The sequence below is a fragment of the Methanomassiliicoccales archaeon genome (assembly GCA_038740345.1).
Taxonomy (GTDB): domain Archaea; phylum Thermoplasmatota; class Thermoplasmata; order Methanomassiliicoccales; family UBA472; genus JAJRAN01.
On sequence record JAVYMA010000002.1, the window covers coordinates 38,457 to 50,652 of the forward strand.

The 12,196-nt window shown below is 49.2% G+C and carries 13 protein-coding genes; 8 read left to right on the forward strand and 5 right to left on the reverse strand.

All coding sequences use genetic code 11. From position 1 onward, the window contains the following. Positions 1–106: 106 nt before the first annotated feature. The 7 genes from QW520_01065 (at position 107) to nuoB (ending at position 8,017) form a co-directional block, all read left to right on the forward strand. Positions 107–373 carry a hypothetical protein gene (locus QW520_01065; protein MEM0448399.1) on the forward strand — a complete coding sequence of 89 codons (267 nt, stop codon included), beginning with the start codon at positions 107–109 and terminating at the stop codon, positions 371–373. A gap of 211 nt (positions 374–584) precedes the next feature. Beyond that, positions 585–2,570, forward strand: coding sequence for a hydrogenase 4 subunit B (gene hyfB / locus QW520_01070; GenBank protein ID MEM0448400.1), 1,986 nt, complete (start codon positions 585–587; stop codon positions 2,568–2,570). Next, positions 2,570–3,520, forward strand: a complete 951-nt coding sequence (locus QW520_01075; protein ID MEM0448401.1) for an NADH-quinone oxidoreductase subunit H — start codon at positions 2,570–2,572, stop codon at positions 3,518–3,520. The genes hyfB and QW520_01075 overlap by 1 nt, the downstream gene beginning before the upstream one ends. Beyond that, on the forward strand, positions 3,520–4,176 hold the full coding sequence (locus QW520_01080; protein ID MEM0448402.1) for a hydrogenase: 657 nt from the start codon (positions 3,520–3,522) through the stop codon (positions 4,174–4,176). The genes QW520_01075 and QW520_01080 overlap by 1 nt, the downstream gene beginning before the upstream one ends. Then, entirely contained in the window at positions 4,176–5,636 is a 1,461-nt protein-coding gene (locus QW520_01085; protein ID MEM0448403.1) for a hydrogenase 4 subunit F, read from the forward strand. Before QW520_01080 ends, QW520_01085 begins: the two co-directional genes overlap by 1 nt. Further along, positions 5,633–7,222, forward strand: a complete 1,590-nt coding sequence (locus QW520_01090) for an NADH-quinone oxidoreductase subunit C (GenBank protein MEM0448404.1) — start codon at positions 5,633–5,635, stop codon at positions 7,220–7,222. Before QW520_01085 ends, QW520_01090 begins: the two co-directional genes overlap by 4 nt. Before the next feature lie 9 nt (positions 7,223–7,231). Further along, complete coding sequence (gene nuoB / locus QW520_01095) at positions 7,232–8,017, forward strand: NADH-quinone oxidoreductase subunit NuoB (protein MEM0448405.1); 786 nt, start codon at positions 7,232–7,234, stop codon at positions 8,015–8,017. A gap of 1 nt (position 8,018) precedes the next feature. Here nuoB and QW520_01100 read toward each other — a convergent pair whose 3' ends face one another. The 3 genes from QW520_01100 to QW520_01110 all read right to left on the reverse strand — a co-directional run bounded on the left by QW520_01100 (position 8,019) and on the right by QW520_01110 (position 9,624). Then, positions 8,019–8,570 (reverse strand): 2'-5' RNA ligase family protein, encoded by a 552-nt coding sequence (locus tag QW520_01100; GenBank protein ID MEM0448406.1) that lies wholly within the window; start codon positions 8,568–8,570, stop codon positions 8,019–8,021. A gap of 13 nt (positions 8,571–8,583) precedes the next feature. After that, positions 8,584–8,973 carry a universal stress protein gene (locus QW520_01105; GenBank protein MEM0448407.1) on the reverse strand — a complete coding sequence of 130 codons (390 nt, stop codon included), beginning with the start codon at positions 8,971–8,973 and terminating at the stop codon, positions 8,584–8,586. 63 nt (positions 8,974–9,036) lie between these two features. After that, positions 9,037–9,624 (reverse strand): hypothetical protein, encoded by a 588-nt coding sequence (locus QW520_01110; GenBank protein MEM0448408.1) that lies wholly within the window; start codon positions 9,622–9,624, stop codon positions 9,037–9,039. A 601-nt stretch (positions 9,625–10,225) separates the two neighbouring features. Between QW520_01110 and QW520_01115 the strand changes: the two genes are divergently transcribed. Beyond that, complete coding sequence (locus QW520_01115; protein MEM0448409.1) at positions 10,226–10,558, forward strand: hypothetical protein; 333 nt, start codon at positions 10,226–10,228, stop codon at positions 10,556–10,558. A gap of 68 nt (positions 10,559–10,626) precedes the next feature. Here QW520_01115 and QW520_01120 read toward each other — a convergent pair whose 3' ends face one another. Next, positions 10,627–11,157, reverse strand: coding sequence for a GNAT family N-acetyltransferase (locus QW520_01120; GenBank protein MEM0448410.1), 531 nt, complete (start codon positions 11,155–11,157; stop codon positions 10,627–10,629). 173 nt (positions 11,158–11,330) lie between these two features. Continuing rightward, entirely contained in the window at positions 11,331–12,119 is a 789-nt protein-coding gene (locus QW520_01125; GenBank protein ID MEM0448411.1) for a response regulator, read from the reverse strand. Positions 12,120–12,196 lie beyond the last annotated feature (77 nt).

Consider the following 12,196-nt stretch of genomic DNA (forward strand, 5'->3'; position numbering starts at 1 on the left):
GGGAAAAACTTCATTCATACGATATCAGGACGTTCTATCGTTTCGCACAAGCCTCAATCGCTGTTGGGATTAACTTGTAGCAAAACGGGCAAATAAAGCATGCAGGGTGAGCTCAGGGAGCTTGAATGGCCAAAGGTATGATGATTTGATGCGCGGGATAACTGGCGTGGAAGAAGTAGAGGGAGGGAAGAAAACTCAGAGAATGGGGCTCAAGTCGCACGCATCGGGGGAGGAGGTGCAAGATGATGGCAGCTTATTTTACCTCTTCATGTTTTTACTGGCTTCCCAAGTGATTACTGTAAGAGGGGGGGGGGGCAAGAGCTTAGGGCCATCCTTTCTGCGGAAAGGGGCGTCTGCACACCGCACGACTTAAGATCGACCGGGTGGCTGGAATGGCAATCATTAAACCATCGAGTAACTCAGTGAGTCTGGGTTTACGAAACGCTTATATATGAGCATGATTTTGCCAGCCGAATAGCCCGGGTCTTTACCCAACTCCAACGCCCTTCTGGACGTGGAGTCGAGTAGGCCTGAAGAGGTGACAGATAACGCTTAGCAGTTACACCTTTGCAGCGCTGATCGTCTTGGGAGCGGCCGCATCGCTCATCGCTCTCCTCACCGCGCGGAAGGAATCCTTCGGAGCGAAGCTGGCCTTCGCCTTGCTCACGCTCTCTGCGCTCATGGGCATCCTGACCTCTATAGAGGTACTCATCGCTGACGATCTGGTCCTGGAGATATTGGCTTTCCCCTTCCTGGGGGCTTTCCGAGTGCATATCGACGCCCTCTCCTCCTTCTTCCTGCTTGCCATCTCCATAGTCGGTCTAGCTACATCTCTTTACTCCATCGGGTATGTGCAACATTATTCTGGCCATTATAGCTTGGCCAAGATGGGCTCCCTCCTACCCATTTTTTTCTTGTCTATGTGCTTGGTGGTGGCCGCTGGGGACGTGATTCTATTCTTGGTGGTTTGGGAGTTGATGTCGCTCTCCTCCTATCTTCTGGTGGTGTACGAGCACCGTGACGAAGGCGTCCGTTCCTCTGGCTGGTTATACTTCGTCATGACCCATCTCGGCACCGCTTGCATCGCCGCCTGCCTACTGTTCATCTCTACATCCGCCGGTTCCACGGACTTCCGCAGCATAGCCCTCAGCTCCGGTGAAGGCATTTCAGAGCTAGCGCGCAGTTTAGCCTTCCTCCTAGCACTGGTCGGTTTCGGTACCAAGGCTGGGGTGATACCTCTGCATGTTTGGCTTCCCAAGGCACACCCATCTGCTCCTAGCAACGTCTCCGCTCTGATGTCTGGAGTCATGGTGAAAGTGGCCATCTACATGCTCATCCGTACCACTTTCCAGTTCTTGGGAGTGGCTGAAGGATGGTGGGGGCTTATGCTGTTGCTGCTGGGCAGCGTAACGGCGATGTTAGGCGTACTCTACGCTCTGGCGGAGAGAGACATCAAGCGTTCCTTGGCCTTTTCCACGGTGGAGAATGTGGGCATCATCCTCATCGCATTGGGCACTTCCTTGGTATTCTTTTCCCATGGCCAGGAGAAATTGGCTGCGCTGGCCCTTATAGCCTGCTTGTTGCATGTGCTCTTCCATTCTCTTTTCAAGTCCCTGCTGTTCCTGGGGGCAGGAGCAGTGGTGCAGGCTACATGCACCAAGGACATGGAAAGAATGGGTGGCCTAGCTAAACGCATGCGTTATACCAGCATTTTCTTTTTAATTGGTTCTTTGTCAATCTCGGCCATCCCACCATTCAATGGCTTTGTTAGTGAGTGGCTCATATTCCAATCTCTCCTACGGTCATACACTGTAGATGATGTAACTATCAGCCTCTTGATGGCCTTGGCTCTAGGAATGTTAGCGATGACTGGCGCTTTGGTCGGGGCGTGCTTCGTAAGGATGTATGGCTCTGTTTTCCTCGCTCGGCCGAGAAGCTCAGAGGCTGAAAAGGCGCATGAAGTGTCTGTTACTATGATATTAGGACTGGCCCTATTGGCCGTGTTGTGCACGTTCACCGGGGTGATGAGCCCGCAACTCATCCCGCTAGCAGATACCGCTTGTCAGACGGTTTTGGATGTAAGCGTGGCTAGCGATCTTGTCAAGGGACTTAATTTTTATGTGGGAGGGGAGATGATTTCTCAAGCCTCACCCTTGATTTTGGCCCTTTTGATGGGATTTATGATTCCCATAATATTCTTGGCAGTTCGATACATCGGCTCCACCCCTCTGCGAACACAGGCTGACACCTGGGACTGCGGAACACCTCTGAATGCCAGGAATGAGTACACCGCCACAGGCCATTCCCAGCCATTACGTCGGGTGTTCAATTCTATTCTTAGGGAGAAAAGTGAATTCTCCTTTGAATCAGCATCATCTCCCTACATGCGTAAAAGAATGGCTTTCCATGCGTCGATTCCAGACATATTCGAGCTTAAGCTGTATCGTCCTCTAGCACAGATAATCACAGGGCTCGCCAAAAGGGCTAGCGTGATTCAAACCGGCAGCATTCAGAGATACTTGGCATACATTTTCGCAGTTCTCATACTCCTTCTCGTGAGTCTTAGGTGATGCCTATGCTAGAATTTCTCTTCATATTTTTGCAAACATTGACGCTCTTGGCCCTTGCGCCACTCATCATTGGAGTCATCCGCAAAACTAAGGCGGTGTTACAGAGTCGTAAGGGCCCACCTCTCCTTCAGCCATATTATGATTTGATAAAACTCTTCCACAAAGGCTCAGTAATATCAAAAGACGCTTCTTGGATGACTACCATAGCCCCCTTAGCTTGCCTTATCTCCATGGTGGTGGCTGCCCTCCTGGTCCCAGCATTCCTGACCACTACAGCAGGATTCATGGGGGACCTGATCGTCTTGGTCTATTTGTTCGCTAATATGCGCTTCTTCATGGCCTTGGCGGCTCTTGATGCAGGCTCTACATTTGGAGGAATGGGGAGCAGTAGGGAGATGATGGTCTCCGCCCTCATCGAACCTGCCATATTATTGGCCTTTTTTAGCATCGCTCTGCTCACAGGAACGACTTCGTTATCAATAGCATCTGGCTTGATTGTTGATTCAGGGGCTGAATTGATAGGCCCGACGTTGATTTTGGCCTTCTCCGCCTTCATCATCGCCCTGCTTGCTGAAAATTCTCGCATACCTTTCGACAATCCTGCTACCCACCTCGAGCTAACCATGACGCATGAAGGTATGTTGCTGGAATACTCAGGAAGAGACTTGGCTTTGATGGAGTATGCCAGCATGATCAAGCTCATGTTATTCATGACCATAGCCTGGAACGCCTTCCTCCCTTGGGGAATAGCGACGGAGTTGAGAATGGGCTCATTGCTCATTGGTGCTGGGCTGTTCTTGCTGAAGGTTTTCTTGCTGGCTGTAATAATTGCTCTGATCGAATCTTCAATGGCTAAAATGAGACTGTTCAGGCAGCCCAGCCTTTTGGCAGGAGCCTTTGTGCTGGCCTTTCTCGCTGTAGTTTCCTACTTTGTGCTGGAGGCGATGTGATGGCTGAAATGGCTGTGAATGCAATGAATGGTCTGGCGGCCGCTGTACTACTCTCTGCTGTGCTACTGATGGCCATTGGCCGCATGCGCACTCTGGTATCGGCCTTTGCCCTGCAATCGCTCTCCCTTGGCCTATTGGCCGCTGTGGTCGGTTATACCACCGGCTATATGCACATGTTTGTGGTGGCGGTCATAACTATTGGAGTGAAAGCGCTCCTGATTCCCAGCATCCTGAACTCAGTCATGCAGCGTATCGGGGTATCAAAGGAGGTTGAGCCATCCCTGAGAGCCCCCTCATCATTGCTCATCTCAGCTGGAATGGTGGTGCTTGGATATTACGTGGCGCAACCACTCATAGAGAAAAGTGGCAGCGTGACCGCTGGCGCCTTGGCCGTTTCCTTGGCTGTGGTGCTTATCGGCCTCTTCATCATGATTTCGCGTAGGAAAGCGATAACTCAGGTAGTGGCATTGTTGGTGACGGAGAACGGTATATTCATGGCGGCCATATCTCTTGGCTATGGCATGCCTTTGATCGTGGAGTTAGGCGTGTCGTTCGATGTTCTGGTGGCAGTGTTGATCATGGGCGTACTCGTTTTCCGCATCAATCAGACCTTCGATAGCCTTGACACGTCCTTCTTGAGGAGGTTGAGAGATTGATGCTTCAAACCCTACTAGTCATACCTGCTGTCACTGCTTTGGCCTGCTTCCTCCTGCGTTCTCCGCGTAAGGTAGAATGGGCAAGTACTGCGGGCGCTTCCATACTGGCGGTCTACTCAGGGTTCTTGGCCTGGATGGTATTCGAACGTGGTAGCCTTTACTCGGAAATGCTCTATCTAGATTCCTTCGGCGCCTTCGTCCTGATTATAACCGCGATAATGATCTTGGCATCCTCCCTATACTCGATAGCATACCTGCGTCACGAGATTAATGGGGGAAAGGTAGCGGAAGGCCGTCTGCGTTATTACTATTCACTTCTGCATGTATTCATCTTTACCCTTATTCTGGTGTGCATTTCGGACAATCTGGGTCTGTTGTGGATAGCCATTGAGGCCACTACCCTGGCATCCGCATTTCTAGTAGGCTTTTACAATACGGAAGGGTCTTTAGAAGCGGCATGGAAGTATATCATGGTATGTTCTGTGGGAATAGCTCTAGCCCTCCTTGGTACCATACTTCTCTATGCCGCTTCTGTGCAGAGGTTAGGCGAGTCAACAGGATCCCTAAACTGGTCAACCATATTCTCTATGGCGGATCAGCTCGATCCCACCTTGGTCAAACTTTCCTTCATCTTCGTCTTGATAGGGTATGGCACCAAGGTGGGCCTTGCCCCCATGCATACTTGGCTTCCTGATGCTTATTCTCAAGCTCCCATACCGACAGCTATTCTCTCGGGCGCGCTCTCCAACTGCGCCTTGTATGCCATCTTGCGTTTTCATATGGTGACATCCGAGGTCATAGATCCTTCCTTTTCCGGAAGCCTCCTGATGATCTTTGGCCTTCTCTCCTTGGCCGTAGCCTCGGTGTTCATAATTCTGGTGAGGGATTACCGACGCCTTCTAGCGTACAGCAGCGTGGAGCACATGGGCATAATCGCGCTAGCCTTCGGCTTCGGAGGTACCCTAGGCATAATGGGAGGGTTATTGCATATGCTCAATCACTCCCTTATCAAAAGCACCTTATTCCTAGGTGCAGGGCAGGTCTATTTGAGGGTGAAAACCAAGCTGATTGAGGAGGTGAAGGGCCTATCAGGCCTCATGCCATACACCTCTGTCATTTGGGCTACGGCCTTCTTGGCAATTATAGGTTGCCCCCCCTTTGGAATTTTTATAAGCGAGCTAACAATACTCTACGCTGGCTTCCAAGTGGGAGAATTCCTTCCCATCGCTTTCTACCTCTTCTTCCTGGCTATCATATTCGCTGCAGTTTTGCACCATCTTAGCGGGATGGTCATGGGTGCTCCATGTGATTCAGGCTGCAAGGGTGAGTCAGGCCGAGCTAGCCTAGCGCTAATGATCATTCTTCTGGCTGCGGCCTTGCTGCTAGGCACGTACATGCCTTCACAGCTGAACGATATCCTGATGGATATTGCTAGACTATTCCCAGGGGGTAATGTATGACCGAAAGGCGAATGATTGACATCCTGAGCTCAATGCCTCCCGAGCTCTCTGAAGCGGTCATTTCCCGTAAGGTCAAAGGTAACGAGATTTGGATGGAGATTCCTTCTTCACTTCTTCCCCCGGTGGCATCGCACATTAAGAATCTCTGGGGGGCGCATTTAGTTACATTCCACGCTGTGGATAATCGCGCGTTGACTGGCGACTTCAAGCTCATCGTGTTGATGGCGCTCAGCGGAGAAGACGACTTTGTCGTCTTACTTACCAGCGTGGATCCCGCTTTTCCCCAGTACCCTTCATTGACACCGCAGATACCATGTGCAGAGTGGTATGAGAGGGAGATAATGGACCTAATGGGCCTTAGGGCCAGTGGTCATCCAGAACTGAAACCGTTAGTGCTGTGGGACGATTGGCCTGAGGGCATCTATCCATTGCGAAAAGATTTCGATCCTGCCCAAATAATCCCACAGGAGCCTCACGCCTACCCTTATCGTCGAGTGGAAGGGTCCGGCGTCTTTGAAATACCCGTGGGCCCTGTTCACGCTGGGGTCATCGAACCGGGTCATTTCCGTTTCAGCGTCGCCGGCGAGCCGATACTGAATTTGGAGGTACGCTTGGGATACGTGCATAGAGGGGTAGAGAAACTTTCAGAGAGCACCCCTTATGCTAAGGGAGTCATGCTAGCGGAGAGGATATCTGGAGATAACGGTTTTGCCCATTCATTGGCTTATTGCCAAGCGGTAGAGTCGTTGGGGGGTGCACAGGTTCCCGAAAGAGCACTCTACCTACGAACGGCGTATGCCGAGCTGGAGCGCATTTACAATCTCCTTGGGGATATAGGTGGGATCGCATTGGATGTGGCCTTTAATGTCGCGGCTCAACACGCTTACATTCTAAGGGAGAGGTGCATGGAGCTTAATGATTTCATAACCGGTAACCGTTTCTTGAGAGGGGTGAACCGTCTAGGGGGAGTTTGGATCGATATCCCCTCAGACAAGATTTCAAAGATCCTCGCACAGTTGGTGCGATTCAAGCTGGACATCAAGGAATTCTCATCTTTGATGTTGCGCTCGCAATCCGTACTGGATCGCTTGGAAACGACAGGAAGGATCCCTCTCGAGGTCGCCAAGGAATTAGAGTTGGTAGGGCCTGTAGCCAGGGCATCAGGGCTGGATAGGGATGTGCGGCGCGATCATCCATACGCAGCGTACCGGCATCTCAGCTTCCGTGTGCCTCTACGCCGCGAAGGTGACGTGAACGCCCGTCTTTGTGTGAAGCTAGAGGAGCTTCAAGAGAGCATTAGCTTGGTGGAGCAGGCTCTGGGCTCTTTACCTAGCGGAGAAATTACTTGCTCTTCCTTCGAGGTACCAGAAGGGCGCACGGCCATGAGCTTGGTGGAATCGCCGAGGGGTGAATTGGTGCATTGGCTGATATCAGGAAAAGGAGGCAGGCCCTTCCGACATAAGGTGAGAGATGCCTCCTTCCACAATTGGAGAGCGATAGAAGTAGCAGTCCAAGGTGAGATAGTTCCAGACTTCCCTTTGATCAACAAATCCCTGAACCTTTCCTATGCTGGTAACGATCTGTGAGGTGATGGTTTGCTAGATATAATTAGGAAAGGGGTGCTGCGCAAAGGTATAGTGACATCTGATTACCCTCAGGAAGGCACCCCGCGGTATGCAGCTCGTCTAGGTTTTCCAAAACTGAGGACAGACCTATGCAAAGCTCATCATGTTTGTTTTCGTTCTTGTCCCACAAATGCTATCCAGGAGAGAGAAGGCGAGATAAAGGTGGATCTCGGGCTCTGTATTTTTTGTGCCCAATGTGCCCGTTCCTGTCCAGAGGGGGCCTGGACAATGAGTCCGGAAATCGAATTGGCAAAACGATCCAGGTCTGATTTGTTATCTTCCTCTTCTATTGAAAATAAGAGTATCCAGGAGTTGGGTAAGAGCCTTGATGCCATGATTGGGAAGGTATTTGGCCGCTCTTTGGCGATTCGTGAGGTGGATACAGGATCCTGCAACGCTTGTGAGGTAGAGGTCAACGCCTTGTCCAACGCCGTGCATGATATAGAGCGCTTCGGCATGCACATCGTAGCCAGTCCCAGGCATGCTGACCTCCTTCTAGTCACTGGTCCAGTTACCCGCAACATGGAGAGAGCCTTAATGCAGACTTACAAAGCCACTCCGGAGCCTAAGCTGGTTGTGGCTGTGGGGGCTTGCGCCTGCTCTGGAGGCATCTTCAGAGAGAGCTACGCCGTTAGAGGAGGGGTGGATCGGATGCTCCCTGTGGATGTTTACATTCCAGGTTGCCCTCCTAGACCAGAGGCGATGATATACGGCCTGATGCTAGCTGTGGGCAAATTGAATGATAAGAGTCGCTAATTCATCTGCCCCAGTCAAACTCCCTAACTTTTTCTATCCTGGAACTATCTTGCGAGATTCTCAATACTCCTATTGATATCACTCGTGCCACCATGGGTAGCTCTAAATTCTCCGAAGCAATTTGCACAGCTCTGCCTAAACGCTCTCGTGCCACACCATCCACAATGGTTACATGTGGCGTCCAGCAATCAGGTGAGTAGCGGCGCTCAGCGGACATTTGCTGACGGTCCGCTCGATCATAGAGGTCTTCGTGGTCCTTGAGAAGTGCAGAAGTGGGAGCGGGAGCTAGGAATATCTCTCTCAAGTCCAGAAAGACGCCCAAAGATTCCATTCTGAGTCCGAGGGGGGCCCTTTCATAGGCATAGCGGCGCAACAGGTCTAACAAGAGGGGTTCGTCCTCCACTCCCCCTAGCTTAATAAGCGTCAAGTGAGGACGCCATCTTTGTGACTCAGGTAGAACAGCAGACAAACCCTCTTGCACCATTTTTTCTTGTAAATGGCACAGCCTTGTCTCGCTCTTCTCATCCAGATAAAGGACGATGGCGTAGCGCATGATCACCCTGGGCTTATTTCACGACGATTACCGTGCACTTCGAGTTGCGCACGATATATTCGGACACGGAACCGATGAGAACTCTATCGATAGCAGTTTTTCCTGACGTGCCAACAATTATAGCCTCTGCCTTTACTCGTTCAGCAGCCTCAAGTATGGCTTCGTAGGGGTTCCCTGCTTCCAACATGGTAGTCACAGAAACACCTTCCTTAGCTGCTCTACTCTTGAGCTCTTCCAATAGACTCATACCGTGCTTTATGAGCCGCTCTTTGTCATCCTCAGCCCTTGGGCTTACAACATGGACTATGAATAGGTTCGCCTTCCTTAGGGAGGCGTAATCCAAGGCATAACGCACAGCCTTTTCAGAATGTGGCTTTCCATCGGTCGCCAGCAATATATTCATCTGCACCCCTCCTGCTGGGGGAGATTGATCTCATGCTCATTAAGGTTGTCGAAAAGCCGTCAATCAAAGCAGGGTTATCCATCCATCTTGGCAGATCAAAGGGATTTTTAGTTTTAACTCAAGCGAAGACCCGGAGGACAACATGAAATACAGAAACACTTCTTCGTAGGAGGTCAAGGCGAGGTGTTTATCTTCATTTGTAATCGTGATTTTTATAATATCCAATGGCCCAAGCACATGGCGCTCGTTCCATAGGGTGCTAACGTTAGACCTGCTCATGACCATTTCACACATGTATGTGTTTTTTGATGTGTAACTTGGGCTGAAGAGCAATTCGAAACGTCCGTCATCGTTAAGAAATAAGATAACTACCTCCTCCATAGCTATTTCAGGGCTACCAGGCTGTAATTTCATATAGAGTTCTATTCGATCTACGAGCCCGTCCTGTACATGTCCCAGAGCCTGGATGGGCCAAAGCCCCGTGGAAATCTCCATGAGGGCATCAAGCGCTGCAGCGTTGGCCTGGACCTGAGCTTCGTTAGTTTGGTCGATCACCAAGCTGGCGGCGCCAGTGGCGGTGAGCATTATGGTGATAAAAAGCACTGTTGTGCCTGCACCCACCTCCCCTTTTTGGTCCCTCCAAAGTTTCATCCACTTAATACCCCTTGATGTTCAATCAGCATCGAAAACGGTTTGAATGAGTATTATCTAAAGATATTATCAAATTATGCATTCACCTTTCTTTTTAATATCTTCACATTATCTAAAATGATAATACTTAATGAAAGAGCTGTGCAATAAATCCAGGAAATTAATTCTCGAATTAGATTTGAGTGCACGAATTATCATCGTGAAAAACCGAAAATGATTATCATTTCAGATTTTGGCTGTTGATAATAATTTTAAGAAAGAATCACCCGCTCATTAAAAGATAAAATCAAAGACCTCAGCATGGGGCTCCAAGCCCTCATACAACTTACCCTGGTGCTGAATAATTAGTTCTCAAGCCTATCTGGATCATGGTGCAACATCTCTAAGGTTTGTCACCTGTCTATTTTCGTCTAGAACATTTTTAAAGAAATGCAGTCAGCATTCAATGTTTTACTTATCATCATCGTGCCTGCCTGTCATCAAGAATTACATAGCACCCTACCAACATGAAAATAACATTAGATGAAATGTTGATAGTGTCGAGGGCAGAAGGTATTATGTTCTCGTCGAGTACTAAAATATAACGTGATGCAAAATGGGCATGGAGTTGTCGCTGGAGAGAAAGAAGCAGTTGGAGGAGATCGTGGATAAAATGAATACAGAGGCAGAGATGGCTTTATTCTATCCAGAAGGAACTCCTGAGCACGATAGGCATCTACGGACGCTTTTAGCTTACAAAGAGAAAATCCAGAAAATGGAAGAACATGAGCGCACTTTCGTCGAGAGCGGCCTGATTGATCGCAGAGATATCCACGATTTTTATTGGCCCGAATTGGAAGCTCAAAGCCCAGATGTGAAAGGGAAGAGAGCGCGATTATACTCTGAGGGCAAGATAGATTCTGACGAGCATTATAGGATAGATGGGGTAAGATGAAAGAATTGCCTATATTGACCAATGGCCGATAGCCGGTCTTAATTCGATATTCTTGGCCTAAAACGTGCTCAGGCATCCTTTCCCAATCTTTTTGAATAATATATGACGTGCATATCAGCCACATACCCCGCTCTTTCGAGCAGTTTTCGAGACCTCTCGTTATCACAGTTCACCAGGGCAGAAAAAATCCGTAAACCCTTCCTTTCGAGCCTGCATTCAAACTCTCGCAAAAGGGCCAGTGCAACTCCCTTACCTTGCCATTCTGGATGAATAGCAAGACGATTGATCCAACCCTTGCGGCCATCCGTTGTTCCGAGCAAGGAGTCGATTATTCTCCCTTTTGATTCAGCCACGAGGAATGATGCCATGGGAGTGCGCAGCTCTTCTTCGATATGCCTCCTGCTATCTCTTCCATCGGCATTAAAAGGAAATCCCGCCAATCGCCAAAGATGAACCAGCGCATCATAATCCTCAGCTTTCATATCCCTAATTATCAATGTCTCTTCAGGTCCCATATCATCTATTATTGTCATTACATGTATGACAAATATATCGGTAGCGCTAGGTTTAGAGGAGGATATCCTTAGGAAATGAGACACTAAGAAAGATACTTTTGAGTCCTATGTGTAATAAAGCCTCATTAAAGTAATCGCGTTTCATTTGCGTGTTGAGAGAATATCCCTTCGCGCAATAGTCAGAGAGAGAAATAGGAGCGAGCCCAGCCAAGCAGGTGGGCAAAGGAGGAACTAGGAGGGGGGTTGGGGATTCTAAGCTAGGGGTTCCACCTGTCATGCTTGGACCCGCTCTGGATTCGGAATATCTCTTCGTCACCGCGTAGGCTAGCATCCTCTCTCAACAGTTTCAATCCGCCGCCGCGTCGGGCAACCATCTTTTTTTGGCTCCATCGTCTCTTCCAATCGTAGGTGCAAGCCTTATTCTCATCATCCCTCAGCTCGCTCATTTCGCCATGAATCGATGGATAATCAGGCGCCTTTATGTCTGTGAATGTTTGCTCAGGATAATCATAGATGTCCCCAGCATCGTCACACTCATTATGCGAGATACCTCTCATCCAATCAGGGATGAGGTCTTCATGACATAATCTATCTAATTCATCATCATGAGCATAGGTATCAATCACCGAGGTCATAGTTTCACAGAAAGCATCGTTTCTTAGGCTCGCTCCAGGCTTCATCAACGCGCGAACAGTTCTCTTCAGCTCGAACAGCCGAGCCTTAAAATTACCATTTCTAGGAATTAGGATGCAGCCGTGGTGGGCCTCGATCTCAAATTGCAATGCTTCTAAATCGTCATGAGCGAAGAAGATGAAAGGTATTTGATTGCCCTGGCGCCTTAGTGACCTTAGCAGCTCCACTCCATTTCCACTTGAAAAAATCATACCTGATATGATGACATCGTAATCCCAATATCTCACAGCTTTTAGGGCCGCCAAAGCAGAATTGACTGACGTGGCGTATATATCCCCATCGCTTTGCAGATGGCTTTGAACAAGTTCCACAACCTTCTCATCACCATCCACGATAAGGACCTCGATCATCATCTTCACCGTTTTTCCGGCTTCTAGGTTAAATTTGTATTCAAACGTCTAGTATATATTATGCTGATGGCCAGGTATGA

What these genes read in the sequence shown, in the direction of transcription:
- QW520_01075 (MEM0448401.1), top strand. Translation starts at nt 2,570, where the DNA reads ATGCCTATGCTAGAATTTCTCTTCATATTTTTGCAAACATTGACGCTC.
- QW520_01105 (MEM0448407.1), bottom strand. Translation starts at nt 8,973, where the DNA reads ATGAATATATTGCTGGCGACCGATGGAAAGCCACATTCTGAAAAGGCT.
- QW520_01110 (MEM0448408.1), bottom strand. Translation starts at nt 9,624, where the DNA reads ATGAAACTTTGGAGGGACCAAAAAGGGGAGGTGGGTGCAGGCACAACA.
- QW520_01085 (MEM0448403.1), top strand. Translation starts at nt 4,176, where the DNA reads ATGCTTCAAACCCTACTAGTCATACCTGCTGTCACTGCTTTGGCCTGC.
- QW520_01090 (MEM0448404.1), top strand. Translation starts at nt 5,633, where the DNA reads ATGACCGAAAGGCGAATGATTGACATCCTGAGCTCAATGCCTCCCGAG.
- QW520_01125 (MEM0448411.1), bottom strand. Translation starts at nt 12,119, where the DNA reads ATGATGATCGAGGTCCTTATCGTGGATGGTGATGAGAAGGTTGTGGAA.
- QW520_01080 (MEM0448402.1), top strand. Translation starts at nt 3,520, where the DNA reads ATGGCTGAAATGGCTGTGAATGCAATGAATGGTCTGGCGGCCGCTGTA.
- QW520_01100 (MEM0448406.1), bottom strand. Translation starts at nt 8,570, where the DNA reads ATGCGCTACGCCATCGTCCTTTATCTGGATGAGAAGAGCGAGACAAGG.
- QW520_01115 (MEM0448409.1), top strand. Translation starts at nt 10,226, where the DNA reads ATGGAGTTGTCGCTGGAGAGAAAGAAGCAGTTGGAGGAGATCGTGGAT.